This is a genomic window from Acinetobacter sp. TAC-1, from assembly GCF_029025845.1.
In the GTDB taxonomy this organism is placed as follows: domain Bacteria; phylum Pseudomonadota; class Gammaproteobacteria; order Pseudomonadales; family Moraxellaceae; genus Acinetobacter; species Acinetobacter guillouiae.
The window spans coordinates 2,231,510-2,258,209 of the sequence record NZ_CP118892.1 but is presented as its reverse complement, the minus strand read 5'-3'; the positions used below and the strand labels follow the sequence as shown (position 1 = coordinate 2,258,209).

Here is a 26,700-nt window from a genome sequence, read left to right as displayed (position 1 = left end):
TACTGTATTAAATAATGGATGGAACCTACCGATGTCTAGTGATCTTGAAATTGATGTAATGCGTGAATCAGCTGCATCAGTCGTGACTATTTTAAAATCTTTAGCCAATACAGATCGCTTACTCATTTTATGCCATCTTGCTCAAGAAGAGTTAAATGTTTCGCAAATAGAAGAAAAAACTCAGATTAATCAACCGACGCTCTCTCAACAATTGATGATGTTACGTAAAAGTGATGTTGTTTCAACACGTCGTGATGGGAAGCAAATTTATTATTCTATTAAAGATCAAAAACTGACAGTGGTATTAACAACCTTATATGATTTGTATTGCCCACAGGTTTAATACACATCTTAGCGTCTAGATAAATTTAAAATAAAAACAAACAATTCAGTATATAAGTTAGCTGTCGCTATTTTTCTTAGCATTTTTTCTGCATAATATATATGAAAATATGCTAATGAAGTTCCAATGGCTGCTCCAAAAGTTCAACTCAGTAAAATACTCCCTGCATGGCAATGGCTGCAAGACTATAATGTCCCTAAATTTAGGGCTGATCTACTTGCTGCTTTAATCGTCATTGCAATGCTTGTACCTCAAGGTATGGCTTATGCCATGGTTGCTGGGTTGCCTCCTGTGACTGGCTTATATGCCAGTATTTTACCCATGATCATCTATGCCATTGTTGGTGGTAGTCCAACGCTTTCTATTGGTCCTGTTGCACTGATTTCCATGATGACCTTTGCTACACTTGAACCGCTCTATGAGGTAGGTTCACCTGTGTATATTCAAGCCGCATGTTTATTGGCACTTCTCGTCGGCATACTTTCAAGTTTACTGGGAATTTTTAGATTCGGCTTTTTAATCCGTTTAATCAGCCATCCTGTGATTAAGAGTTTTATCATCGCATCCGCAGTATTGATTGCACTCAGCCAAGTTAAGTTTATGCTCGATGTACCCTTAAAATCTGGCAATATTATCGAGTTTATCCAAAGCCTATGGCAATACATTAGCTTTACCAATATTGAGACTTTGATTTTTGGTGTCTGTGCGATTCTGTTTTTGATTTACATCCCCGTTTTTTTTAAATCTAAGTTATGCCAATCTTATGCACATTCTCTACAATTCTGGGTGAAAGCACTGCCCTTGGTTCTGGTGTTTATTTCGATTGCGTTAATACATTTCCTGCATATAGACCAATTTGGTATCAAAACCGTGGGGGAGATTCCTTCGGGATTTCCACCAATTGCCATGCCTTACTGGCGTTGGGATTTGGTGATCCAACTTTTACCCGGTGCAGCCATGATTACCATGGTGAGTTTTGTCGAATCTATTTCTATTGCACAGACCACAGCATTTCAACAACGTAGTGAGCTCAATAGTAATCAAGAGCTGATTGCACTGGGTTTAGCCAACTTTAGTGCAGGTGTCACGTCAGCATTTCCTGTGACTGGCAGTTTATCACGTACAGTGGTCAATGCAGATGCAGGCGCAAAAACGCCTATGGCTGGTGTGTTATCTTCAATTTTTATCGTGATTGTGAGTTTATATTTTACCGGTTTATTTAAACAACTTCCTTTGGCGATTCTCGCTGTCACCATTATGGTATCCATTTGGAAATTGGTTGATTTTAAACCCTTCATCGAAACATGGCGTTATTCCAAAGCCGATGGTATTGCCATGTGGGTCACATTCTTTGGGGTGTTGTGTATCGATATTTCAACAGGTTTGATTATTGGTATTGTTTCTACATTTTTATTGCTGTTATGGCGTATTAGCCGTCCGCATATTGCCGTCATTGGCTTAGTTGAAGGCACGCAACATTTCCGCAATATTTCAAGACATGATGTATTGACCAGTACCAATATTGTGTCTATTCGTATAGATGAAAATCTAAGTTTTTTAAATGCCAATACCTTAAAAGAATTTATCATTTTAGAAGTCAGTAAACACCCAGAACTACATCATGTGGTGATCAATTGCTCAAGTATTAGTAATATTGATGCAAGTGCTTTAGAAACTCTGGAAGAAATCAACAGTGATTTAAATAAATTAAAAATCCAAATGCATCTCACGGAAGTCAAAGGTCCAGTCATGGATCGTTTAAAACAGTCCAATTTAATTAAACAGCTTAGTGGAAATATTTATTTAACGCATTACCAAGCCATGCATCAATTAGATGCCCAAACTTTTAGTTAAATAATCGTTTAAATTATCAACATTTTTTATTATGATTGCTGAAAAAGCTATATATTTTTTAATATCTTAATTTTTATGGCGAAATTGTATTATTTAAGTTTTCGCTTTTAGGTATAGAATACGCGGCTTGTTCATCGATTTTAGACCAGTTTAGGCATAAAGGTTCAACATGTTTGCTGTCCTAGCACGTTTAAGTTTAGTTACTCGTATTCTTATTGCCATTATTCTTGGTTTTATAGTTGCGTATCTATTCCCCAATTCAGCCCAATATTTCATTATTTTAGGCGAGCTTTTTATTAAAGCATTAAAATCCATTGCACCAATTCTTGTATTTGTCTTGGTTCTCTCGTCTATCGCCAACTTTAAAGTCGGTGAAGGCGCGAGTAACTTAAAACCGATCCTTGGATTATATGCAATTGGAATGTTACTGGCTGCGATTAGTGCCATTACGATAAGCACGATGTTTCCAAGTACTTTGGTTTTTGCACATGCAAGTGAAGTGACTTTACAGCCACCGGGTAGCGTAGCAGAAGTATTAAAAAATCTACTCCTTAGTTTTATTACCAATCCAATAACAGCTTTACATGAAGCGAATTTTATTGGCATTTTAGCTTGGGCTGTAGGCTTAGGTGCGGCACTTCGTCACGGTTCAGAAACCACTCAACAAGTGATTACAGATATTGCGGATGCAACGAATGCCATTATTCGTGTGGTGATTGCTTTTGCTCCTGTGGGGATCTTTGGCTTAGTTGTTGCAACATTTGCACAAGCAGGTTTAGAAACCTTAAAAAACTACGCACACTTGATTGCTGTACTCGTTGGTACCATGCTTTTTGTAGCCCTCGTCATCAATCCATTGATTGTTGGTTTTGTGATGCGTAAAAACCCATATCCTTTGGTTTTAAAATGCTTAAGAGAAAGTGGAATCACTGCATTCTTTACCCGTAGTTCTGCGGCAAATATTCCAGTAAACCTTGATTTGGCAAAACGCTTAGGGGTAAATGATACTACTGCTAACGTTGCGATCCCATTAGGTGCAACAATTAACATGGCAGGTGCAGCGGTAACGATTACCGTGCTCACCCTCGCTGCTGTGCATACACTTGGTATTCAAGTTGATATCGTCACTATGGTGATCTTATCTGTGGTTTCTGTGGTAACGGCTTGTGGTGCATCTGGTGTTGCTGGTGGTTCTCTGTTGTTAATTCCCGTGGCTTGTGGTTTATTTGGTATTCCTTCAGAAATCTCAATGCAAGTAATTGCAATTGGTATGGTGATTAGTGTGCTTCAAGACTCAACAGAAACAGCATTGAATTCCTCGACTGATGTCTTATTTACAGCAGCAGTTGATCTTTCTAAAAAGTAATATACAAGGTATATGAATAAAAAGAAGGAATTATGCCTCTACAGTATTTGCCCGTTTGGATTCAACTAGGTGCGTTTATGCTTGCAGTCAATGCAGGCATAATTAATGTGCTTGGTTTGATTACCGTGCTTCATCAATCCATCTCTCATATGACGGGCAATGCCAGTTTATTTGCGCAAGCACTGATTCATCAACAATATGATCATGTGCTTTACCTTTTCTTGGTCATGCTCAGTTATGTGATTGGATCAAGTTATAGTGGCTTTATTTTAGGCAATAGCAATTTTAAACTGGGTCGTAGATATGGCGTTCCACTCAGTCTTGTCAGTGTGTTTATTTTGCTTTGCTGGTTATTTATTCCTTATTATCCAAAATATGCTTTACTCTGGGCAAGTACCGCAATGGGGATGCAAAATGCCATGGTCAGCCACTATAAAGGCACAATTATCCGCACTACACATCTTTCAGGGGTTTTAACTGATCTTGGTTTGGCTTTAGGCTATCTGTTTCGAGGACTCGGTATTGAAAAGCGCCGTGTCACATTACATTTATTGATTCTTTGCGGATTTATTCTGGGTGGACTGATTGCCAGTATCGTGTATCCTTATTTACAATTAAATTCATTCCTTATCCCTGCTGGATTAAGTTTAATACTCAGCTTAACGTATTGGTTTATTTATTTTCGGCATGGTTCGAAACACATTTAATGGTTGGTTATTGTTATGGTCAAAAACGCATTGCAAGCACAGTTACTCAAAGCTGGCTTAGTGGATAATAAAAAAGCAAAGAAATTGTCAAAGCAGGCACAGCACGAGCAACGTACAGGTCAGAGTAATGAAGCTGAGCTTAAAGCTAAAATTGAACAAGACAAACAAGAGAAAATCAGTAAAGACCAAGCGCTGAATCAAGAGAAACAACGCATTTTAGATGAAAAAGCCTTAAAAGCTTCAATTATCCAAATGATTGGTCAACATAAAATCACAGATACAGATGGCGATGCGGTCTATCAGTTTATCGATGGTTCGGTTAAGAAAATCTATATCAATCAGCAAGTTTATAATGCCTTGGTTTCAGGCAGTTTGGTGATTGCACATGACAATAATGATGCCTACGCAATTTTACCCAAAGCTTTGGGTGAACGTATCAATGAAAAAATGACTGGATTTATTATTGTCAATAATTCTGAGAAGAATGAACAAGTGACAGATGAGGAAGATCCTTATGCTGCTTATGTTATTCCAGATGACTTAATGTGGTAATCCCCTGTTCTATTTTTCAGTTTATATTTTTAGAAATTTCATCAGCCTAATGCTTCAATCATTAGGCTTTTTTTTGATTTAAATAAAAAAATTCAGCATTAAATTTATTTTTCATCCATGCACTTTTCCTCAAAATTTCTACATAATTGTGCGCTAATCTTACGCGAAATTACATAAACGGAACGATGCAACATGCACCGTACAAAACTTTACTGGGGTACATTGAGTACTTTAAGCCTTGCAATATTCGCCATCACCTCTGCAAGCCTTGCAAATGATGAAACAATATCTGCAAATAAAACCACTGAAGCGACTCAACTTAAAGAAAATGAATCACCAAAACAATTAAAAACCTTGGTTTTTGCCGCTGAACAAACACCTGCTAAAGATCCTGATATCAGTGCGGTCGCTAAAACCATTGTGACACGTGAAGAAATGCTGCAATTCGGCGATCAATCGGTCAATGATGCTTTAAGACGTGCAGCAGGTTTTCAAATGCCAACACCTGGACAAGGACCACGTGGATCAAGCGGTTCAGGCAGCATGCGTTTTCGTGGTGGTGGCGCACCAGTATTTTTGATTAATGGTGAAGCCGTACAAGGTGGACCACGTGGTGGTATGTCTATTGTTGACTCAATTACGCCTGAAATGATTGAACGAATTGAAATCACCAAACAACCTAGTGTAGCTCAAGCCTCAGTTGCCTCATCCGCAGTGATCAATATCATTTTAAAAGAACCCTTAGACGATGCTCGAATCAGTGGCAATGTTAAATTAGGATATGGCATCACCCAATCGGATCAAAAAGAAGAACAGCGTAAAAATATCAGTGTACAAGCAGATGGGCGTGATGGTGCATGGATTTACAGTGTTTCAGCCAATCAAATGTGGAATGACAGCAAATCAAGCACAGAAATTGAAAATATAAATGGTACACGCCAACAAATACGCACTACCAATCGTACAAATACCATGTTTTCACCACGTGTTGAATATCAAATTGATGATCAACAAAAACTGGTTTCAGAAATTTTTTATCGTAAGAATGAAAGTGATGGCTCTAGCAGTAATCAAGTTCAAAATGATAAAAATGACAGTATTCGTTTAAATACCCGCTATGAGCGTAAAGATAAAGGTGACTCAGACAAAGTCCGCTTATCTATTGAAAAGCAAAATGAAACTGAATCCACTCGTTCCAATCAATACAGTTCTTATATTGATGAAACTGTGAATGAATACGGCTTAGCGTATGATGGGGTACGCAAGTTTGACGAAAGCAAACAAGTAAAATTTGGACTTGATGCACGTGCTAATGCGCTAGCAAGCAATATTGCTGATACATTAGATGAGCAACGTTATGCACTTTATTTGGAAGGCAGTTGGAAGTTTTCAAAACGTCAAACGCTTACCGTGGGCGCACGTCAGGAATGGTTAGAACGTTCAGGCTTGGTTGAATACAGTGATCAAAACCTCAGCCCTGTGCTTGCACACCGTTTAGACTTTAACGATCAATGGTCTTTGCAAACCAATGTTAGTCGCGCCTTTAAAAGTCCAAATAGTAACAATCTCATGCCGACTGTTTCCATTTCAACAGATGCTGATGCAGGCTCTATCAATAACCCAGACCGTGGTGGTAATCCCAATCTTCGACCTGAAAAAATCACCGCACTGGAAACAACCTTGGGTTATAACACGACTGCAGGTGGCGTAAATATTACGGCTTTTCATCGAGATATTGATGACTATATCGAAAAAGTGATTCGTCAAGAAGGCACACGCTTTGTTGAACGTCCGTATAACCAAGACCAAGCAACAACCTACGGTGTAGAAATTTCAGGTCGCTATGCTTTAAAACAAACCGAAAATGGTCATTCATTTATGTTGAATGGACAATTATCGACGGTACGCGCCAAAATCGAAGATACCGATCATAATACCCGTTTAGCCAGTGATGTTGCCCCTTATACAGCAAGTACAGGCGTTTCATACAATTACCAGCCTTGGCAATTGGCAAGCAGTATTAATCTAAGCTACACGCCTGAATTTACCCGTGCTTTAGACAATCTTCCCTATGATCGTACAACCAATCAACGTGTAAATGTGGATATTAGTGCGACAAAACGCTTCCCTAAAGGCTGGGCAACAACACTGAGTGCTCGTAATATTTTGAGTACAGACTATAAAGAGCGCTTAAATAATCAAAGTGATGGTGCTTTATATGAAGCTCGGGTCAATGATGCTATTCCAAGCTTCTTGTTCAGTGTAGAGAAAAAATTCTAATTTTGATTAGCATAGATATATAAATCAAAATCTTATTAATTATTTACTGATAAATAATGAGTAGATAAACATAAATAAGTGATCAATTTAAAAACCGAAGTTTTAAAAACTTCGGTTTTTTTATCTGATTAAATATAAAAACCACAAATGATAAAACAGAGTAAACAGACGGTTTCTGCGATTTCTATACTGGCACCAATGGTGTCACCCGTAATCCCATCGATTCGTTGAATAAACTTATAGCGTAGATAAATCAAGGTCAAAATAAAAATCGTCGCCGTCACTAAACCAACCCAGACAAAATAACCCGCACCCAATAAACTGATACCAAAAATGATCATTGCCCAAGTTTTAGGGATATATTGAGCAATCGACCAGCCTAAGCCCTTTTCACGGACATATTCAGTGGTCAGAAATAAAAATAATGGTGTTAAACGCCCTAAAATAGGAAATAGAATCAAAGCAGTATAGTGTTGTTCTTGTAATAACACATACAGTGCAGACCATTTAATCAAACAGATAACAATTAAACTCAGCACACCAAACGGTCCACATGCTGGGTCTTTCATAATTCTTAAGGTATTTTCTTTATCACCAAAGCCACCGACCCAAGCATCCGCAGTATCCGCTAAACCATCTAAATGTAAGCCACCCGTGAGCAAAATCCAGATGACCAGAATAATGGTACTGAGTAAAACTACAGGCAAAACATGTAGAAAACTGGCAACGGCAAACAGAACCAAACCAATCAAAAGCCCAATCACTGGATAAAATAGCAGTGACTGACCATTTTGTTTTGGCGAAGGCATATTTTTTAAATAAACAGGGAAAATCGTTAAAAATTGCAATGCAATAAAAAATGGGGTCATTTATTGCTCTCCAATAACTCTAACTGCATGGTTTCGCTGTCCAACATAAAGCGATTTAATTGCCCAAGCTCAGCAGACATTTTTAAAATATCATCAAGAGATTGTTGTAGCGCCATACATTTTAAAAGCTTAATCACACCACCATGCGTCACAATCAAAGCTGTTTGGCTTTGTGTAATCAGCATTTGCTCTTTGATCGCTTGTAATGCTTGCTTAATTCGATACTGAAAATCTAAATATCTTTCAGCATTTGGTGGAGTATAACGTGTCGGAGATTGCCAAAAATTTTCCAATAATTCAGGCGTTTTTGCATAGATCTGCTGTGTTGAAATACCTTCCCAATCACCAAAATGAATTTCTTGTAATCGATGATCTTGCATCAGTGGTATTTGAACTTGTTCAGAAAGTCTCTGTGCAAATGAGAAACAGCGCTTTAAAGGCGAGCTAAACATAAAATCCCATTGCGTTTGCACAGAGGATTGATCATAGGAAATGGTCTGGTGCATTTGTTGCCAGCCCAATTCTGTCAATTCATCATCAGTTGAACCACGCAAAGTATGATTCAGCGTAGTTTCCCCGTGACGTAATAGATCAATCCTCAATTTCATGCATATGCTCTTTTTGAATTATGAATAAATTTAAACTTTCTCGCCAATTACCGCAGCTTCTGCAAAAGTGGCCATATTGTTATGTAAACTACATGCCAACTTAATCACACCCAAGGCAGCACCCGCACCACTGCCTTCTCCCAAACGTAAATTAAGCTTTAATAATGGATCAGCATTCAATTCTTGTAATAGGCGTTGATGCCCATATTCAGCAGACTGATGACCGAACAACATCCATTGTCGAACTTCAGGATTGAGTCGTACTGCGACTAATGCCGCCACAGAACTAATAAAGCCATCGACAATTACAGGCATCCCGAGTTGAGCACAGCGAATATAAGCTCCTGTCATTGCAGCAATTTCTAAGCCACCTACAGCACACAAAACTTTAAATGCATCATTTTCAACATAATTTTTATGTAACTCAAGTGAATCCTGAATGATATTTTTTTTATGAATCAACTGATCAGCACGAATCCCCGTGCCTACACCTGTCAGTTGCTCAGCAGGTTCATTTAATAAGAAACATGCAATCGCAGAAGCGGAACAGGTATTTCCAATCCCCATTTCTCCAGCAATGTAAATAGAAGCACCCTGTGCAATGGCTTTTTCTACACTCTCACGCCCCAGCGCCATGGCTTGCTGGCATTGTTGCTCAGTCATTGCCACTTGTTGAGCAAAATTGGCAGTCCCTTGAGCAATACTATGACGCTCAACGCCTTGATATTGGTAAGCCTCACCCACTGTGCCACAATCAATGACTTGTAAAGTCGCAGCATATTCTTTAGCAATCACACTGATACAAGCCCCACCCGTTGCAAAGTTTTGCAACATTTGGCGCGTTACAGCTTGCGGATATGCTGAAATATTTTCAGCCATTACCCCATGATCACCTGCAAAAATCGTGATCCAAGGTTTATCTACATTCGGTTTTGAGTTACTTTGCAAAGCTGCCAATTGCACGGCGACATTTTCCAAAACAGACAGCGAGCCTGTTGGCTTGGTCAATTGTAATTGACGTTCTTCAGCCTGTTGTTTTGTTTCTGCGTTTGGCACTTTACATGCTTCTAACCACCAATTCATTGTTGCTCTCCATCTCGTATTTTAAAAATTCATTGTTAATCGTTAAAATGCTCAAGTTTATATGATAAAAATCACAATATTTATCCTTTTAATAACATCGGAAAACCTGCGATGCAAAACACTACTTTATCAGCTATTTGACCTAATAGTTGATGTAAACGTCCTGATTCATCAACAAATTTTCTGGTTATTTCACCCATTGGTATAACACCGAGCCCTGTTTCATTGCTAACTAAAACAATTTTAGACTTTAATGTAGGTAGAATTTTTAGCAATTTTTCACATTCGATGCGCTGAAGATTTGAGTCCTCAAGCATCAATAAATTACTCATCCATAAGGTTAAGCAATCCACCAAAATCACTTGTTCTTGTTGATCTATGTGTTTTAAACAATCGGCGAGGTAAAGTGGTTCTTCAATCAGCCGCCATGCATCAGGTCGTTGTGTCTGATGGTGTGAAATACGTTGTCGCATTTCATCATCCCACGCTTGCGCGGTAGCAATATAAACAACTTGTAGATTTGAGTCTTTTGCGATCTGTTCAGCTAATTTACTTTTGCCTGAACGCGCGCCACCTAGGATTAATTGCAACATAAATTTGACTCCCAAGATCCATCTGTTTTCTTCGGATTGAGTATAAGCTGATGTAACGTAGCTAAAGGCCCCTGTAAGACTTGTGCTTGATATATACCAAAATTAAGCTGATCAATGCCAATTTCAAAACTTTTTTGATCAATCGTTTCAATAGCCTTAAATATTTGTTGCGCTTTAAATTCAGCTGGATACAAACCTAAGGTGATATGCGGACAATAATCTAAAGCAGCAATTTCTTGGCTTGAATGGGATAATAATTGTCGAATATTGCTTAGGCTATTTTCATGATCTTGAATTTCTATAAATAAAGCACTGCTAAAACTATTTATTTTTCCTGTTGTTAATTTAAAACTATTTAACGGGTTTTGGCTCAAAATTTTAAGCTGTTGTTGAAATTTACTTTGGATAAAATCATCATCAAATTGCTTTTTATCTTCTGTTAGAAAACCACAAATATACAATGTGATATGAAATTGGCGTGTATTGGGGTGCAATAAATAGTTTGAGAATTTTTCTGTTAAATCGCTTAAATAAGCCAATAATTCAGGATGATGAATTTCGATATACCATAAGGCGTAGTGTTTTCTCCCTTTGTGCCACTCGGGATAATCATGTGTCTCAGTTGGAGTTGTTAAACTTTGAGAATCTAAAAACACATCAAATTCACATTAATTTTAATGCTTCTATTAAAGCACGTAATCATCATGTTTAAATCTTGAATTGACTGAGTGTTGTTCAATTGAAAATGAATTTTATTCAGTCAGATTTTATGATTGCCTGATAAAAATCCAACATAGATTCAAAGTAGTAATCTGCTCTCGCCAGCATGGTCTGATTTGGTTCTTTAATATCCTCAATCAAAATCGTTACTCCCCCAGCCAAGTCTGCTGAAGTAATCCCATTTTCAGAATCTTCAATCATCAAGCTGTGTCGCGGATTTAGATTTAATAAGGTGCAGGCTTTGTTAAAAATTTCTGGATGTGGTTTACCTTGTATCACGTCATCGCCACAGACCAACAAGGTAAAATAATGATCAATTTTTGCAAGTTTTAAATATTTTTCAGCAATTTTTCGGGTACTAGATGTAGCGACAGCCAATCGGATATTTTGAGATTGCAAATAAGTTAATATTTCTAAAAGCCCAGCTTTCACTGGTACGCCTTGCGACAAAATCATCTCAAGTTCAATTTGTTCAGCACGTTGCCGAATGTGCTGGTAAGGGATATCTTGACCATAAAACTTTTGTGCTAACTGTTCTGAGCTTAACGCATTAAGCCCTAAACATTGCATCAAATAATCTAAGCTAAATTCTACACCAGTGATTTCCAAAGACGCTTGTTTTAACACATCAAATCTAAGCCACTCAGTGTCCAGCATCGTACCGTCCATATCAAAAATAGCAGCTTGAATCGTATGTTGCTGGAATTTCACAGTGTTCCTTTTATAAACAGATTAAAAGGGAGAAACCCGTTCTCCCTCAAATTTTATAGCAATCTATTGAATACTATAACATTGTTTCAACTTTAAATAATCATAATAATAGCTGTTTACTTTATAGCGGGCATAATCACAATCTTTTTTAAAAGCAATCTCTTTTTCGTTATAGAGCATTTTTAACAAAGTCTGCCCTTGCGAATTCTGATAAATATCCCACTGTAAGTTTGCTGCCATCGGTGAGATATCTTCACCACGCCACGCACTATTTGAATAATTAAACGTCTGCGTCAAGGGCACAGATTGCATCATCCCCTTTAACTCTAAGCTGGTGGCTAAAGGGATTATGATTTCAGCATGAGCAAATCTTAATACAGCAACATTCTTTTGTGTATTGCTCATAACATCATCAACTTGTTTAAATAAATCCTGTTTGAGTGATTTGGCAATATCTGTTGTTACAGCTTTGCCTGTATCAAAGCTTGGGCCCTTACTATAAAAATCATTGGCATCGTTATATTGCGCATAAAACTTAGCCGCTTCAATTGGCATATATTTTTTAAAATTTGTCACCCCAAGCTCGTCTTGCATTCCGCCAGTGATTGAATACAACTCGTACACATAAGCAGCAGCATCTACTGCACTGGCAATTGTATTTTTCCCCTTTCCTTTTTCAGTAATCTGTTCACCTTTAGGGCTTGTTACAGTGAATGATCCTGAATTACTAAAGCTATAGCCAGTTTGACCAATTTTTTGAATAAACGCTGTTTTAAAAATTGGGCTTAATACTTCTGTTGCGATTTTTTGCGCATTAGAATCTGCACTCAATGTTTTAATTTTTTGTTTTAAATCTGGATCATTCTCTTCAAAATCTTGATATTTTAAACTAGCCGCATAGACTGTTTTGTCTAAATCCGTTTTAACATTGGCCAAATCGTCTTGTGCATTTAAACTATGAAAATACAGATGAAAGCGATTTACCCCGCCATCGACAATACTTGGTATAGAGGTACTGTTGAGGGTTTGATAGCTTGCTGGTGTAATTGCAGTCTTTAAACTTGGTTGCTGTTTCAACAATTCATTGGTAAAAAATTTAGCACTGTCCACCGCACGATCCACACCCGAGCTAACGATCTGTACAGATTTACCTTGTTGACTGGCTTGATTAAACAATTGTGGTAAGCGTTGTAATAAGCGATCTGCAATACCCTGATGTTCTTTAATACCTACAGAAGTTTCGTTGCCATAGCCATACTGGCGTATACCTTCCACTCCATAACCCAATAGAATATTGGCTTTCATCATGGCTTCTAAATCAGCACCCAATTGTTCACCCAATGGCGTTAAAGCATTTTCCTGTTTTGCTTTTAACCACATGTTGTATAAAGCTAAATCATATTTAATACTCGATAAACCTCGTGAACCATGTCGAGCAACTAATTCTGTAAAAACTGCACGATAACCTGCTGGCGTTGCTTCATAACTGCTTAGTTTCTGCTGAGGTTGATAGGGTTGTTTGGTCTGTAAATATAGTGATGTATCAACTTTAGGTGGGACGACAACAGCTGAATTATCATCATGATCATTATTGCAGGCTGTTAAAAATAGTCCTGAAGCAAAACAAACGATTAGCGAATGTTTAATTTTAAATGGTTTCATCATTGAAATGTCATATTTGATTTAATGCAGGCAAACTAATCAAAGAACATGACACTGGTATGACCATCCTCTATTTATTCCATTTAAAAACAACAAAATAAAAAGACAGCAATAAGAAAATACTAAGCAGTAAATAATATGGGAAGATAATGTTAAGTTGGTACAGCCCTGTGCTCATTAATGGTGCAACAACCAAACTGAGCGCTTGCGCCATGGTGCATAAAGCAGCAATTTTAGTTTGCAAATTTATCGAAACTGATTGTGATGCACCTGTGGTAAATGCAGGCATTAGACATGCCACAGCGATACCATAAAAAACATAAGCCAACTGAAAAATCACGATCTGCTGGGTATAAATTGACAAGATCAGCCCAACCAACATCGTGCTTAATCCGACCATTAAAAGCTGTGTTAAAGACCATTTAAACCATTTAGAAATCGCAATTTGCATCAAGACCGAAACAATCCCCACAATCAACAAGCATTGCGAAAAATAGAGGGCACTTTGCTGAATGTTAAATTGAAATTTATCTTGAATATAAAAACCTGCAGTTAAATTCAGAGTAATAATCGCAATATATAAACTAAATCCAAGGATCAACCAAATCATCGATTTTCTTAGATCATCATCACTCAGACGAACCAATTGCGAATGACTAGAATCTTGCTGAGAAATCTCTTTTTGTAAAACTGTGTCTTGAAAATGCTGATTTTCATCAAAATGATAGGTTAAAGGCGAATGATTTGGATCATGACGTTTTGAATGTGACTGTTGAGCATTTTCCCCGTTGTGTTGATATAAACCTACTATCAGCATACTCATGACAGTCAAAAGCAATACGGCGAGCCACAAAGGAATCAATATTCCCCAAATAATGAGTAATGTGGTTAAAAATGGCCCTAAAATTAGCCCTACACTGTTTAAGGCACCAAAGCTTGCCATCTTCTGACTGCGTGTCGTTTCATCTATATATCGCGTCATCACATAACTTTGTAATGCGATTTGCGGCATTGCCATAAAAAAGCCAATACTGCTTCGTGTAAGCAATAATAAAGTGAAAAGTAGTCCAATTGGCATGCTATACATTAGTCCATAACTTAATACCCCTGAAAATAGTCCCCAAGTTATGCTCATTCCAATAAAACCGATACTCAATAAATAATAATGATTTTGAAGATTTGGTTTTTTAGAAATCCACATTGCAGTCAAACTCATCAGCAATGCACTGGCAGACACCATCAGACCTGCCTGAAGCTCTGAGATTTTTAATAGACGAATAAGAGGTGCAAGTAAAGGTAAAATCATGGATAAGCTGATCCCGTTGAGCAGCGTTGCCATCATCCAAATATCATTATTTTTATTCATTTGAATCTCCTAAAATAGCAGTCTTGACTGATTAGGAAAATTTTTATTGGATTTATATAATTACCCACGCTTCAGTATTTTTCATCGAGATATTGCTCAATAAAAAGCCTCTTTCAAATTTTAAAGAGGCTTTATCTGGATCAATACTTCAGCGTATAAGTTAAACCGTAGCTACGACCTTGTGCAGCCAAACTTGAAATAGCCCCATAGGTTGGCGCAACCGCTTGACTAAACACTGTTTTATAGTCTGTATTCCATACATTATAAACGCCAAAGCCTAATCTGCCTGGACCTACTTTTGCACTGGTGATCACATCCACAATCGCAAACCCTTTAATCTCAGCGGGTTTTCGAATACTGCGGTCATTTAATGGATTGACATAGTCTTTAGCGGCCTGATCTGTACCACCAATTGCTAAAGTCTGTACGCGTAAATTGATATTATCTGCAAATTGCCATTCTGAAAATAGCGTGCCTTTCAGTGGTGAAACTCGTGTAGCATCTAGCTCTTGCCAATCACCGAGTATATTTTTAAATTGACCGCGCGTATAAGCAATAGTTCCTCCCATATTCCACATATCAGAAATTGCATATTTTACATTGGCTTCCAAACCATATATGCGTTCATCGGTATCAATCACTTCAATATTAAAATTTGGGGCAGCATTAAACCTCACAGATTTATCAGAATCATTATAAAAAGCAGTCAGCCCTAGATTGAGTCCCTTTTGCTCTTGTAAACGCCAGCCGAGTTCATAATTATTCACTTTAATCGGATCAATATTATTACTGGTCACAACAAAACTTGCTGGAACATCTCGCAGCATCCGTTGTACGTCTGGAATACTAAAGCCTTGAGAAAAATTAGCAAAAATTTGTTGCGTATCATTTAAGTGATAAACCCCGCCCAAATTAAATAAAGTTGCATTATGTTTTACTTCACCACCTTTTAAACTTTTCGCCGTATAGCTAGGATCGAAGTCAGCGACAATACTTTCAGGGTACGGGGTAGAATCACTGACATCACTATTAATTCGTTCGTGACGCACGCCTGTCTGTAAATTTATACGATCCGTAACTGCATAATTCGCCTGAATAAATGCCCCAAGTTTTGCAATTTGAACATCTGGTCCCATCGCATAGTTTTTTGTCGCTTGATGATTTAAGCCATTACTCGCAATAAAAGTATTAGTATCATACCTTTGCCCTTCTTGACCATTTTTCTCATTTTCAAAATCTAAACCGTAACTTAACCCTAAAGCCCGATCTGCAACTTTAAAATCTTTCTGTAAGGCTAAACGTGATCCCCAAATATTAATATCGGTATTAGACTGCATCACAACAGGAATACTTCTAGTAGGAAGAGGTAATTGCGGATGCGGTAAACTTACTGCGGTTGGAAACCATCTTGCCTGCTCTTTACGGTAATAAGCTTCCAAGGTTAAGCTTTGCCCCAATACATCATTATGATTATATTGGGCGTGCGTTGACCAGCGTTTTGTTCTAGGTTGGTCTTCGAGTTGTAAGCCTTTTAATGCTTTTAAACTGGGTGTAGCTCCTCTAAATATGACAGATAAACCCTGACCATAATCAGGTCCATAATCACTGTCTTGTTCATCATTATAATATTGCGCACCAACAGTTAAGTGCTGTTGATCTGAAATGTTCCAAGTGAGTTGTCCATTGACATCAAGGGTTTGGGTATCTTGACGATCTGTTTGCGCAACCTCAGGCCCAATACGATCGCCACGACTGTCTTGAATTTCTCCCCGTTTAACATAGCCAACACCCAAATTACCTTTGATGCGATCTTGGTTAAACGAAACATTTTGTGAAGCTTCATAAGCCAAGGCATCGCCTTTAAAATTATTCCCAGAGGTTAGCCCCAGTTTAGTTTCAAAACTTAAAGCTTCATCACCGCCTTTTTTGGTAATGATATTGATAATACCGCCAGTTGCACCTGAGCCATAAATACTCGTTGCCCCAGACACAACTTCTATTCTGTCAATCATTGAAGGAAGAATGCTATTGAGCTGACGCGATCCATCCCGTGAGCCTGTTTGTGGTATCCCATCAATCATATATTGCACCACACGGCCGCGCATGGTCATACCATAATTAGAAGTTGTACCAGTATTGGGCGTGAGTGAAGGAACCAATAGCCCTAAAATTTCTGCCGTGCTTTTACCCGCATTGGCTTGTTTTTCAATTTCATTACGTTCAATGCGATACACCGTCCCTGCAATGTCTGAAATACTTTTTGCAGAACGTGTTGCTGTGACCACGATTGGCGCTAGGCTTTTTACCTCTGCCCCAGTATTTTCAACTTTTTGAGTCGTGGGCTCTTGCGCATAAATCTGTGTCGCAATAGCCAAACTTAAACACGTCAGTTGTATTTGAATTGATGTTCTTTTCATGATTTATCCCTTACAACATCTCTGATCTTAGAGTTTTTTGTGATTTGGAAATAATGAGTTGTGAGAGAATCAAACTCACTACAGATGCAATAGCTAAAACAATATAAAAATTGCCATAACCTAATGATTTGGCAAGAAAACCTGAGCCAGCCCCGCCAATAAAATAGACCAGCAATTCAAAACACACCAAAATTGTAAAGTCGGTCCCTGCTTGCGCTTTTGAGCTACTTTGCATGAAATATGCATATAAAGAAGTCATTGCGATATAACGAATTGCAAGGAATGCAATCACAAAAACCCCCAGCAAAAGCTGCCACTGATTTAGCCATCCGAACAGAATCGCGATTCCTAAGAGTCCATATATCAGTGTTCTCACCCAGCCAGCCCATAGCAGTAATTGGGTCGCCTTTCGCTTTTTGAGCAGCAATGCAGCAGAAACGGCTGCAAGCAATCCAACACCAGCCCCTACCACAGACATCAACACACCAATTTGTGAAAGTGACCATTTTTGATCAATCAGCATTGGATTGAGCATTGCCATTGCGGGGGCTTCTACAAAGCGATAACAAACAATTAAAAGTAATGCCCAACGAATTTCAGGTCGTTTAAATGCTCGCATTAAACTCGGTGGGCTTTTCATCATGTGTTCAGTGTTTTTTTCTTGTATTTGAAAAACTGTAAACATCGTCAAAGCGGTTAAGCTTGCTAAACAGATAAGTGCTGTTTGCCATCCATAATATTGATATAGCCAAAGTGTTGCAGCACCACCGAGCATACTGCCAAGTGCAACGCCAATGCTTTGCGCCATACTGCCAAAGCGGTAATCTTGTGGTGAAAATGCTTCAACGGTATATCCATCAATGGCAATATCTTGGGTGGCTGCAAAACTCGATATCCATAAACCAATAATGACAAAGGCCAGTAACCCATAAGAAAACTGAGTCAATGCAAGCGCAATAATCCCTAAAACCAAAGCAATTTGAGTGAACAGCAACCACGTTTTTCGTTTGCCTAATTTTTTAATATAAAAACGATCAATAAGTGGTGCCCAAAAGAATTTGAAAGCCCAAGGAATATAAAGCAGTGACAATAACCCAATCCAGCGTAGATCTACGCCTTGATGTCTTAAAATCGCAGGCAATGCCACATTATAAAAATATAAAGGCAAGGCATGGGCCAAATATAAAACTACCACAACACCTAAACTAAGTACGGAAATCTGTTGAGTGACAGATTGTTTGGTTAAATTATTTATGCGTTGCATAATAGCCACCTCTGCACAGCCCATTGCAATGCATCAGCGCGATCTAATGTCACATAATATGGAACTTGCCATGCAACATGTAGCGCAGGTGTATTGAGCCGTACTTGATCGGCTTGATCTAAGGCGATCCGTACTAAACCTACACAGTACTTAAAAAAATTGGCTTTATTTTTTTTATACCAATTCGCTTGAATTTGACGGTATTCCTCTGGAAATGTTGTACCTTTTGCACTCCTCATCACCAAAACAAAATTTTGTTGCTGACATAGAAATGTTTCAATTTCAGCCAACCAGAACTGAAATTCAACGATTGAGACATCTTTGCAAAAAATCATCTCTTTGATCTGAATATGTATAGATTGATAACTCATAAGGCAAATTCAACTTATTGGATTTTATATTGTTTTTTTTGTGCTAAATATTGCTGAGATTGGACTAGGTATTCACCAAATTTTTGGTAAAAAGTATCTCTAAAACAATAATATAACATTGCATCTTTCTCTGGCATCCTAAGAATACCCTGAGTTTCGTAGCACATTTCTTCTACAACTGCTGCATAGGGTTTAACTGTCGAGTCGGGTTCACCTACGATTTTCAGCGAGTTCGCATGCTCAAAAATATAAAAGTTTAATAAGCGCGCTACTGTTCTAAGATAGCCTTTACCAAAGGCCGATTTTTCACCAAACAGCAAATGCCAGCCCAAATCCAGTTCATGCGCAATATAATAACGACTTAATCGATCTCGTTTAGCTTCATAGATTTCTGCATAGCCCACATCCTGTCCATCAACTCCAACGATAAATAAACGATGATGATCATCAGCCAATTGTTTTTCAAAATAGACCTTCAGATCTGTTTCTGATTTATTCAGTTGCCACTGCGGAATCACATGTGGTTCATGCATCCATTTGTGTAATAAAGCCATATCATCAGGGTATTTCACTTGACGTAAATAAAACGTGTTGCTGTTTTCATAGTATTCATAAAAGTCTGGCAATTGCTGTGATAACGTTTTCATCACTGTCACCTTTGTTGTATTTGTTAGATTATCGTGCTTTCAATTTGTATTGAATCAAAGTGCTATACAGACACATAGCTAGTCTGCGCGAGCACGGTTTATCATGCTGGCGCAGGCGAAAATTGTGCTATCCAACTGTTTAAGGTTTCTGGGCTTACAGGGTTTGCAATCAAATCTAGAATTACAGGTACGGGGCGTTGTGCTTCATCGTGATAACTGGTGGTAAATAGACGAACACGGTTTAAGCAAACCTTATGGTATTGATTTCTAAACATTGCAAACTTTTCAATTCTTGCTGAATATTCTGGATGCTGTTGATGAAATTCATCAATTACATAGGATACGGTTTGCCAGAATTCAATTTCATGATGTTGTGGGAAATCCTGTAGAAATACATTACAGATATAGCGGTAATGCACCATAAACAAACCTGTAAAAATAAAGTGACTGAGGTCTTGTGCAGAATGTCTCAGTAAAATTTTAGCTTCGTCAGGAAGATCCGCCAATTCAGGAAAATCTTCATCGACAAGATTGATATCATCGATAAAGTCTTTGAGTACCATGGCTTTAGGTACACCATTTTCATGAATTAACATGGTATTTTCACCATGCGGGGAAAATGCAAGGCCGTATTTATAAAGGCAAATCAGAAGCGGCTGAATACTGACGCTAATAAATTGTTTTAACCAATCCAATGGGGCTAATCCTGAAGCTTGGATAAGCACCGTTAAAATGGAAAGCCCTTGAATATCACGGTGTAATAAAGCAGCTTGTGATAAGACCTGCTGATGATATTCAACAAATGGATCTACACTCTCACGCCATAAACAGCCAAACAATTCTTTAAATTGATAAGGTGCGCCTGCAATGTGGTCATAACAAGGCTGCCGAATGGTCAAAGTTGCAATCTCACCTAAAAACACCACCCCCGTTTTTTGTAAATCCACATCTTGTTTTAAAATATTTTTTAACCATGCTGTAACAGCAGGTGCTGCTAAGTTGCGTTGAGCTGGCAAACCTCGATAAACGGCGGTATTTAGAATACTCAATGGTAGTTTAATGTAATGACGTTGTGCATATGATGTATTACATAAAGTGCGTATTGACTGCATTGGTGCATAATCATCTTGACCAATTTCAAGTTCGACAATTTTTTGATCTACAATTTCATTGGCATAAGTTGGCACAATCCATTGATGCCACTGCCAAGCATGTGCAGGAATGAGATAATAATCCTCTGAGTTTAAAGCAAGACTTTGCATTTTTTCACGGAATTGTCGCAATTCCTGCTGGTCAAACTCATGGCAATATAACTGTCCTGCATACCATTCAGGTGTAGAACGAAACTCTGCCAAATCACCATGCACAGCCAGCCATAACACTTTGACTCTGGGTAAAATCTCAGGCGCTGAGTTCAGATAATCATCATAACCAAAGCCCATTCGCCCCTTGCTCATAATTAACCAAGGATGACCGCGCAACATTGCTTCAATTTGGTAATGCGGTGCAGTCAATGCTGCTGCGCTTGTTAGTCGATTTTCATCCAGTACATGTGCTTCAGCTAACCATGTATTGTTCATCTCTTGAATCAAATAGGCTTTGGTAAAGGGTTTAACCTCAACCTGATTGGAAAAAGCGGCAATAAATTGATGCAAATTCCAAGCAGGCCTTTTCGTATCCAAAGTTAAATCACGTACTGAACCCTCTTGAATCTGCCAATGTCCCAATAAGTACTGTTGTGCATTAAACTGATAAATTCGGTCATCCAATCTCAATTGAAATACATCATCACCCAGACTTTCCGCCTGAATAATTTCTTCATATAAAAACTCAGCGATTGCCATTTCAATTAAGCGCTGGCCTGCACTTCGCCATTGTTGCTGATTAATTTGTAACTGTGCAAAACTCATATGCTGTTCTCAATATTCGAATATCGTTGATGGTTTTGTTGATGCTGAGAATGTTGTGTACTTGGGCTTTGAGATTGAAAATTGACATTTTTAACCAAATCTTCAACATGCTGAGCATGCACATGATGCTGTGTTGTGATATTTTTCGGGATCACTTGGACTTGCGGATTCTGCAAAGGATCAAAATGTTGGAAACATTGGGGAGCTGTTGCTAAGTCATAAAGCGCATAACCCACAAGCTGATTGGCAATTGTCGCCGCACGATATGCACCTAGACCCAAATCAGGTGTGCCAACACCATGACTATGCATATCCATGTTCTGAACAAAAATTTTGCCAATGCCAGCATATTCAGCAGCATAATTTGCTGAAATATTCCAATGTCCTTGTGGATTGGTTTTAATCAAGGGCTTCAGTTGCTTGAGAAATTGAAATTCAGGACGGCGATAGCCTGTAGCACAGATCACATAGTCACTGTCTAGACTGAACTGCTTTAAAGTCACTCGATCTTGAAAAATCAGTCTAATTTTCCCCTGTTCCGTTAAAACAGCATCAATTAGGTTGGACTGACTATGCAAATGTGTTGCTAAATCATTTCCAGCAAGATGTCGGTGGTAAAGTTTCTTATATATTTCACGAATGGTTTGCGCACTGATTCCTTTATATAAAAGTGACTGTTTACTCAGTTGTAAATCTTTATTGAGGTCATCAAAGCGATGAAAATGTTGACTATAATCTGGACTAAAATGTTCTAAAGCTAATGGAGTATACTCCATAGGGAAAAAGCCATTGGCTCGGGTCAGCCAATTGAGATTGAATTTCGCTTGAGAAACCTGATCAAATTGATATTGACGATCGAATAAATCTAAAAAGATTTCTGCCGCAGATTGCCCTGATCCCAGTACCACAACATTGCCTTGTAAATTTTTTGGCTGATGCTCTAGATAATGTGCTGAATGTTTACATCGCTCAGGATAGCTTTGAATCAATGTCTGCATACATTGTGGAATATAAGGCACATTTCCCGCCCCTAATACAATGTTTCGACAGCGATAGCGCTGATAAATCCCCGCTTGAAAAACGAGAACTTCAAAGCCATAGGATTTGGGTACAATTTCTGTGACTACAGATGAATATTGAATATGTTCAATTTGATCTGCAACCCATTGGCAATAATGATTATATTCTTTACGAGGGATATGTGGATGTTCCAAAAAATAGAACTTATAGAGTCGCTGTTGTGCTTTTAAATAATTGAGAAAACTAAATGGGCTGGTCGGATCTACCATAGAGACTAAATCAGCCATAAAAGGCACTTGCAACATTGTGTTTGGAAGCTGCATTCCTGCATGCCAATCAAACTGAGCTTGTTTTTCAAAAAACAGATATTTTAGCTTTGATTTTTGTTGTAACAAGCTGGCTAAACTCAAATTAAACGGTCCTAAACCCACAGCAATAAAATCAAGCATAAATTGCATCCTTTTGTTTTAGACATAAAGGATTTGGCAACTGAATATAAATTGATTGCTGTTCTACAGGCGCAATCAGTTCATCCAGCTCATATAAACGCGTGAGTAAATTCCCTTTATATGGCAAGGTTGGTTGATATAATAAGCCTTGTAATAAACTACTGTCAGGATACTGTTGATATAATTCCATCAATTTATCTTGCAATAGATCAATAAGTTGCTGTTCTGAAACACTCCCTGTTGCTCCAATTGCATTGATCATGCCAAATAAAGTATTAGCAAAAAAATAATAGCTAAACCTTTCATCAACCAAAGTTTTTGGCCCAACAGCCTGCGCTTTTCCATCAAGTTCCGGGTATTCTTTTAATATCTCAGTGGCGTACTCTTTGATGTAATAAAAACCCTGATTGTCCCTTAACCATAAATTTTGAGGATACGCATTTTCCAATTCGACCAGTACATTCTGCTGATGTGACTCAAATGCCATGCCATAGTGATGATACAAATACATCATGGGGACTAAACTGATCGCTAAAAATCGCTCAAACCAATTTAATGCAATTTTTTCAATACTTAGCTGCGGTTCTGCCTGTGCAATTTGTTCAAATAAATGATCAAAGCGATTTAAATTTTTTGCTGGATGATCTTGGCATAAGGAGGCAATACATGACACTTGCTGCTGTCGATCAAAGGGCTGATCTCTAAAAATGCAGATCGTTTCGTTAACAATTGTTCCGTCGATGATTAACGCAGTCCATGCGGGGTCATGAATTGCTTTCAATGTAGGACAAGATTTTAAAATCGACTGACCTATTCGCCCCTGCCAAAGTTGACGCGTGATTTCTCCACGATGACACTCTTTGGCCAAATTGACTCGGATAGAGTTGGTAATCATCACGGATAGTGAAAGTTTCACCATCCACGGCGCTGAATAGCTGACCAATGTTCTGACGGATGTTGTTGCGGAAAAATGCCAAGCCTTTTCACCAAAATCAATTAGTTTCTTTTTGGCTTTTAACTCTTTATACCAATCTTTGCTCTGTAAATAACGTGCTTGCCATGGATGAAGTGTCAATAATTTATAGCTTGAATGTGTATGAATTAAATCTAATTCTGCTTCGCTCAAATACCATTGCATATGTTTGATGAGTTGAGTCGTGATTGGCTGATCTGATGTCGCACTTTCTGCCAGATATTCTGGTGCAACTAACCAGTAATACAGTTGTGTTTGACCCTTGTGTTCTGGTGAGAACTTTAACCAATCTTCATGAACAAAACCTGTGCGACTCTTTGGCGCTGGATGCATACTGTGCCCAAGAATCAAGGCTTGTTCTGTCTGGATAAAATCTTGTTTTGCTTGAATCAATTGGTCAAAATTATATTGACGCTGATTTAAAAACTCAGCTAAAGCATCTCGGCTTTGGATCCATTTTTCAACCAATGATGCTGAATCTAAGGATTCAACAGAATTTCGTAGCAGCTCTTCTAGAAGTAAGCACACCATCGCAATTGGACTAAACCTTTGCGCTTGTCCTTTATTAAAAATCTGCGGCAGTTTATCTATTCGATGCCGCCCTAGAAGACTTCTATACGAAAGCGGTACATATAATTGGGATTGGATGGATTCCAATGGAATCATTAACAAGGTCAAGCCTTGGCTAAACGCAAGTTGTGTAGAGTTTTGCTGATATTTCTCCAGTAAAATTCTACTTCCTGTTTCTTGTGAGTATGCATTGATTAGGTGCTGCATCGCCAATCGGCTGGCAAGCTCTTTCATCTGACCATATCCTCTGTACAAGACTTTTTACTGCACTAAAAAGATCTAGAAATTTGATTTATGTTTTTCTTGGATCGTGTAGCTCTGCTTAACACAAAATAATGATAATCATTCTCATTTGAGAATGCAATGTTATACCCTGCTTGTCTATACAGGTTTAACACTATGATTCTGTAAAGATTTATGATGAATTGGTCTTTTTCTTATGGTTTATATTTTAAAATTTTCAATTGTAATAAATGATAATATTCTCATTTAGAATTGAGAAATTTCATCGAAATTTTCATTTTAAGAGATTATTTAGCAAGTTTTATCGATCTATAACTTCACTAGCAGATTTTAATCTATGGCTTATGTATTGATTTATCGTGATATTTCTAATGGAAAAATAAAAAGTAGATTTAACGATATCCGTGAATTGTGTCGCTTCTTTAAAATGTTATTTTATCTACATCTTGTCGAAGCAAATCTGACCCAATCAATCAGAGCGATACGGTTTAGCAAAAATTTTGTCCAAAGCTAATATAATATCGCTTGTTTATTTTGGTGAATGCCAAAGTAACTGAGGTACAAAATTACAAGTTTGATCTAACCAACACAATTTTTCTTTACGATCCAATCGATCATGAGCACCCATGAGGTGTAATACATATCGATCTAGGTCACTGGCATCAATTGGTTTTTCACTGACTATTCCTTTAGTCGGCATATGATCATACCAAATAATAATTGGAATACGGTAGCCAGCTTCAGTATTTGCACTATGCCCAGCATAGTTTTTAGCATGCCCGACTTCATTACCATGATCCGATAAAAAGGTAAAAGATCTAAAATCAGATTGTGTGGAAATTAAAAGATCGAATAACTTTGCAACAACCCAGTCTTGGTAAAGTATGCTGTTATCGTATTCATTGCGTTTTAACTGAATTAAGTGATTGATCTCATTTCGTTCAAGTTTTTCTTCAACCTCATCATTGCTAGAATCATTAAACTTAGAAAATTGCTCTGGGTAGCGCAACTTATAATTTGGATGTGAACCAATGAGATGCAAAATAATCAATTTACGAGGATCTGGGTCATCCAATGCAATTTTATAAGCGGGCAGAATATTTTCATCTAATGACGTGCTACTACGACCTGACTTTTTATTGATAAAAACAGCTTCATCTGCAAATGAGGCAAAAAGTGAAGAGATATAAACATCATCTTGGTTACTAATCCAATAAACTTTAAAACCTGCAGCCTTAGCGTATGCCATAATATTTTCAGGGGCATGATCATCCATTGCATTTCGCGTACCATCATTAAACAAATAACGTAAAGATTGGATAGTAGATGATGCTGGCGAGTAACCACGACAAAAGACTTTGAATTGATCACTCCGTTGAGTTAGCTCAGGTGTTGTATTTCGTGGATAGCCACATAATCCAAAATTAAAACTGGTAATGCTGTCAGTTAAAACTATGGTATGTGTCTGCCTTTTATTCAATTGACCACTAAAATCTAAGCGCTGTTCTGCATTCAATGTCCATTCTTTATGTATCTGATCATGCTGTAGAATACGCTGTTTAAAATCTTGAATTTTGCCATAGTATCCATACCAAAATGGCAATGGATGTAAAGCAATTGAAGGCTTAATCGCATAGCTGGCAGTACACAGTAGAAATAACAAACCTATAGCATAACGTCCTAATCGATGTACTTTCTGATCATGGAACTCACGCGTATTAAAATATTTAAATAAAATAAAAAAATATAAAATCAAAACGCTTAAAATAAAGCCAACAAATAGAATAAAAAAACCAAGATGCAGTTGAAAAAATTCTAAACTTTCATTCAATGTTGTATTCGCGATAGATTCAATAATTGAATATGCTTCAGCATCACTATTGAACAACAGCCAACTTACTGAGAGTAAGCTGGTATGAAATATAAAAATAAACCACCAAATGATTGAAAATAATTTCCAAAATAAATTTGGTTTTTTTGTGGCTTGAAAACACAACCAACACCCTGGTAGTGATAAAAATGCCAAACGAACACTATCCGACCAACTCCCAGCTAAACCTAATAACAGTAAAGTGATCAGTGGTAGTACAAGTAGGTACGGTATAAAAAACATGTGTTGCCA

The 26,700-nt window shown here is 37.8% G+C and carries 22 protein-coding genes; 6 read left to right on the top strand and 16 right to left on the bottom strand.

Going from position 1 to position 26,700, the window contains the following annotated elements; translation table 11 throughout:
• The first annotated feature begins 31 nt into the window (after nt 1-31).
• The 6 genes from PYV58_RS10540 to PYV58_RS10515 all read left to right on the top strand — a co-directional run bounded on the left by PYV58_RS10540 (nt 32) and on the right by PYV58_RS10515 (nt 7,102).
• Nucleotides 32-343, top strand: a complete 312-nt coding sequence (locus tag PYV58_RS10540) for a metalloregulator ArsR/SmtB family transcription factor (RefSeq protein ID WP_004720219.1) — start codon at nt 32-34, stop codon at nt 341-343.
• Nucleotides 344-469: 126 nt separating this feature from the next.
• Complete coding sequence (gene sulP, locus PYV58_RS10535; RefSeq protein ID WP_034616791.1) at nt 470-2,197, top strand: sulfate permease; 1,728 nt, start codon at nt 470-472, stop codon at nt 2,195-2,197.
• Nucleotides 2,198-2,366: 169 nt separating this feature from the next.
• The gene (gene sstT, locus PYV58_RS10530) at nt 2,367-3,563 is read left to right on the top strand and encodes a serine/threonine transporter SstT (protein WP_270382402.1); all 1,197 of its coding nucleotides are present in this window, start codon (nt 2,367-2,369) and stop codon (nt 3,561-3,563) included.
• 32 nt (nt 3,564-3,595) lie between these two features.
• Nucleotides 3,596-4,270 (top strand): YoaK family protein, encoded by a 675-nt coding sequence (locus PYV58_RS10525; protein ID WP_004821751.1) that lies wholly within the window; start codon nt 3,596-3,598, stop codon nt 4,268-4,270.
• A gap of 15 nt (nt 4,271-4,285) precedes the next feature.
• Nucleotides 4,286-4,822, top strand: a complete 537-nt coding sequence (locus tag PYV58_RS10520; RefSeq protein WP_004821753.1) for a DUF2058 domain-containing protein — start codon at nt 4,286-4,288, stop codon at nt 4,820-4,822.
• A gap of 192 nt (nt 4,823-5,014) precedes the next feature.
• Nucleotides 5,015-7,102, top strand: a complete 2,088-nt coding sequence (locus PYV58_RS10515) for a TonB-dependent receptor (protein ID WP_034616784.1) — start codon at nt 5,015-5,017, stop codon at nt 7,100-7,102.
• Between the two features lie 128 nt (nt 7,103-7,230).
• Here PYV58_RS10515 and PYV58_RS10510 read toward each other — a convergent pair whose 3' ends face one another.
• The 16 genes from PYV58_RS10510 to PYV58_RS10435 all read right to left on the bottom strand — a co-directional run bounded on the left by PYV58_RS10510 (nt 7,231) and on the right by PYV58_RS10435 (nt 26,691).
• Nucleotides 7,231-7,971 (bottom strand): adenosylcobinamide-GDP ribazoletransferase, encoded by a 741-nt coding sequence (locus tag PYV58_RS10510; protein WP_034616781.1) that lies wholly within the window; start codon nt 7,969-7,971, stop codon nt 7,231-7,233.
• Entirely contained in the window at nt 7,968-8,579 is a 612-nt protein-coding gene (locus PYV58_RS10505) for a histidine phosphatase family protein (protein WP_004821760.1), read from the bottom strand. The genes PYV58_RS10510 and PYV58_RS10505 overlap by 4 nt, the downstream gene beginning before the upstream one ends.
• A gap of 30 nt (nt 8,580-8,609) precedes the next feature.
• Nucleotides 8,610-9,662: a nicotinate-nucleotide--dimethylbenzimidazole phosphoribosyltransferase gene (gene cobT / locus PYV58_RS10500; protein ID WP_034616776.1), complete on the bottom strand. Its 1,053-nt coding sequence runs from the start codon at nt 9,660-9,662 to the stop codon at nt 8,610-8,612.
• 80 nt (nt 9,663-9,742) lie between these two features.
• Nucleotides 9,743-10,255, bottom strand: a complete 513-nt coding sequence (gene cobU / locus PYV58_RS10495; RefSeq protein ID WP_034616773.1) for a bifunctional adenosylcobinamide kinase/adenosylcobinamide-phosphate guanylyltransferase — start codon at nt 10,253-10,255, stop codon at nt 9,743-9,745.
• Entirely contained in the window at nt 10,243-10,911 is a 669-nt protein-coding gene (locus tag PYV58_RS10490; RefSeq protein WP_034616770.1) for a 2'-5' RNA ligase family protein, read from the bottom strand. The genes cobU and PYV58_RS10490 overlap by 13 nt, the downstream gene beginning before the upstream one ends.
• A gap of 100 nt (nt 10,912-11,011) precedes the next feature.
• Nucleotides 11,012-11,686, bottom strand: coding sequence for an HAD family phosphatase (locus PYV58_RS10485; RefSeq protein ID WP_034616767.1), 675 nt, complete (start codon nt 11,684-11,686; stop codon nt 11,012-11,014).
• 63 nt (nt 11,687-11,749) lie between these two features.
• Nucleotides 11,750-13,348, bottom strand: a complete 1,599-nt coding sequence (locus tag PYV58_RS10480; RefSeq protein ID WP_171077803.1) for a histidine-type phosphatase — start codon at nt 13,346-13,348, stop codon at nt 11,750-11,752.
• 70 nt (nt 13,349-13,418) lie between these two features.
• Nucleotides 13,419-14,714 carry an MFS transporter gene (locus tag PYV58_RS10475; protein ID WP_034616764.1) on the bottom strand — a complete coding sequence of 432 codons (1,296 nt, stop codon included), beginning with the start codon at nt 14,712-14,714 and terminating at the stop codon, nt 13,419-13,421.
• Between the two features lie 140 nt (nt 14,715-14,854).
• Nucleotides 14,855-17,131 carry a TonB-dependent receptor gene (locus tag PYV58_RS10470; protein ID WP_034616761.1) on the bottom strand — a complete coding sequence of 759 codons (2,277 nt, stop codon included), beginning with the start codon at nt 17,129-17,131 and terminating at the stop codon, nt 14,855-14,857.
• Nucleotides 17,132-17,141: 10 nt separating this feature from the next.
• Nucleotides 17,142-18,395 (bottom strand): MFS transporter, encoded by a 1,254-nt coding sequence (locus PYV58_RS10465; RefSeq protein ID WP_034616759.1) that lies wholly within the window; start codon nt 18,393-18,395, stop codon nt 17,142-17,144.
• On the bottom strand, nt 18,383-18,766 hold the full coding sequence (locus tag PYV58_RS10460) for a hypothetical protein (RefSeq protein WP_034616757.1): 384 nt from the start codon (nt 18,764-18,766) through the stop codon (nt 18,383-18,385). The genes PYV58_RS10465 and PYV58_RS10460 overlap by 13 nt, the downstream gene beginning before the upstream one ends.
• Before the next feature lie 14 nt (nt 18,767-18,780).
• A complete protein-coding gene (locus PYV58_RS10455; RefSeq protein ID WP_034616754.1) occupies nt 18,781-19,413 on the bottom strand; it encodes a GNAT family N-acetyltransferase in 633 nt (210 codons plus the stop codon).
• A gap of 101 nt (nt 19,414-19,514) precedes the next feature.
• Nucleotides 19,515-21,323: an IucA/IucC family protein gene (locus tag PYV58_RS10450; RefSeq protein ID WP_034616752.1), complete on the bottom strand. Its 1,809-nt coding sequence runs from the start codon at nt 21,321-21,323 to the stop codon at nt 19,515-19,517.
• Nucleotides 21,320-22,792 (bottom strand): SidA/IucD/PvdA family monooxygenase, encoded by a 1,473-nt coding sequence (locus PYV58_RS10445; protein WP_034616749.1) that lies wholly within the window; start codon nt 22,790-22,792, stop codon nt 21,320-21,322. Before PYV58_RS10445 ends, PYV58_RS10450 begins: the two co-directional genes overlap by 4 nt.
• A complete protein-coding gene (locus tag PYV58_RS10440) occupies nt 22,785-24,569 on the bottom strand; it encodes an IucA/IucC family protein (protein ID WP_034616747.1) in 1,785 nt (594 codons plus the stop codon). The genes PYV58_RS10445 and PYV58_RS10440 overlap by 8 nt, the downstream gene beginning before the upstream one ends.
• A gap of 538 nt (nt 24,570-25,107) precedes the next feature.
• Entirely contained in the window at nt 25,108-26,691 is a 1,584-nt protein-coding gene (locus tag PYV58_RS10435; RefSeq protein ID WP_227504269.1) for a phosphoethanolamine transferase, read from the bottom strand.
• Nucleotides 26,692-26,700 lie beyond the last annotated feature (9 nt).

Coding starts and splice junctions, on each gene's coding strand:
- cobT (WP_034616776.1), bottom strand. CDS start 9,662: ATGAATTGGTGGTTAGAAGCATGTAAAGTGCCAAACGCAGAAACAAAA.
- sstT (WP_270382402.1), top strand. CDS start 2,367: ATGTTTGCTGTCCTAGCACGTTTAAGTTTAGTTACTCGTATTCTTATT.
- PYV58_RS10435 (WP_227504269.1), bottom strand. CDS start 26,691: ATGTTTTTTATACCGTACCTACTTGTACTACCACTGATCACTTTACTG.
- PYV58_RS10465 (WP_034616759.1), bottom strand. CDS start 18,395: ATGCAACGCATAAATAATTTAACCAAACAATCTGTCACTCAACAGATT.
- PYV58_RS10525 (WP_004821751.1), top strand. CDS start 3,596: ATGCCTCTACAGTATTTGCCCGTTTGGATTCAACTAGGTGCGTTTATG.
- PYV58_RS10450 (WP_034616752.1), bottom strand. CDS start 21,323: ATGAGTTTTGCACAGTTACAAATTAATCAGCAACAATGGCGAAGTGCA.
- cobU (WP_034616773.1), bottom strand. CDS start 10,255: ATGTTGCAATTAATCCTAGGTGGCGCGCGTTCAGGCAAAAGTAAATTA.
- PYV58_RS10480 (WP_171077803.1), bottom strand. CDS start 13,348: ATGAAACCATTTAAAATTAAACATTCGCTAATCGTTTGTTTTGCTTCA.
- PYV58_RS10455 (WP_034616754.1), bottom strand. CDS start 19,413: ATGAAAACGTTATCACAGCAATTGCCAGACTTTTATGAATACTATGAA.
- PYV58_RS10515 (WP_034616784.1), top strand. CDS start 5,015: ATGCACCGTACAAAACTTTACTGGGGTACATTGAGTACTTTAAGCCTT.
- PYV58_RS10505 (WP_004821760.1), bottom strand. CDS start 8,579: ATGAAATTGAGGATTGATCTATTACGTCACGGGGAAACTACGCTGAAT.
- PYV58_RS10470 (WP_034616761.1), bottom strand. CDS start 17,131: ATGAAAAGAACATCAATTCAAATACAACTGACGTGTTTAAGTTTGGCT.
- PYV58_RS10460 (WP_034616757.1), bottom strand. CDS start 18,766: ATGAGTTATCAATCTATACATATTCAGATCAAAGAGATGATTTTTTGC.
- PYV58_RS10540 (WP_004720219.1), top strand. CDS start 32: ATGTCTAGTGATCTTGAAATTGATGTAATGCGTGAATCAGCTGCATCA.
- PYV58_RS10520 (WP_004821753.1), top strand. CDS start 4,286: ATGGTCAAAAACGCATTGCAAGCACAGTTACTCAAAGCTGGCTTAGTG.
- PYV58_RS10445 (WP_034616749.1), bottom strand. CDS start 22,792: ATGCTTGATTTTATTGCTGTGGGTTTAGGACCGTTTAATTTGAGTTTA.
- PYV58_RS10510 (WP_034616781.1), bottom strand. CDS start 7,971: ATGACCCCATTTTTTATTGCATTGCAATTTTTAACGATTTTCCCTGTT.
- PYV58_RS10440 (WP_034616747.1), bottom strand. CDS start 24,569: ATGAAAGAGCTTGCCAGCCGATTGGCGATGCAGCACCTAATCAATGCA.
- sulP (WP_034616791.1), top strand. CDS start 470: ATGGCTGCTCCAAAAGTTCAACTCAGTAAAATACTCCCTGCATGGCAA.
- PYV58_RS10475 (WP_034616764.1), bottom strand. CDS start 14,714: ATGAATAAAAATAATGATATTTGGATGATGGCAACGCTGCTCAACGGG.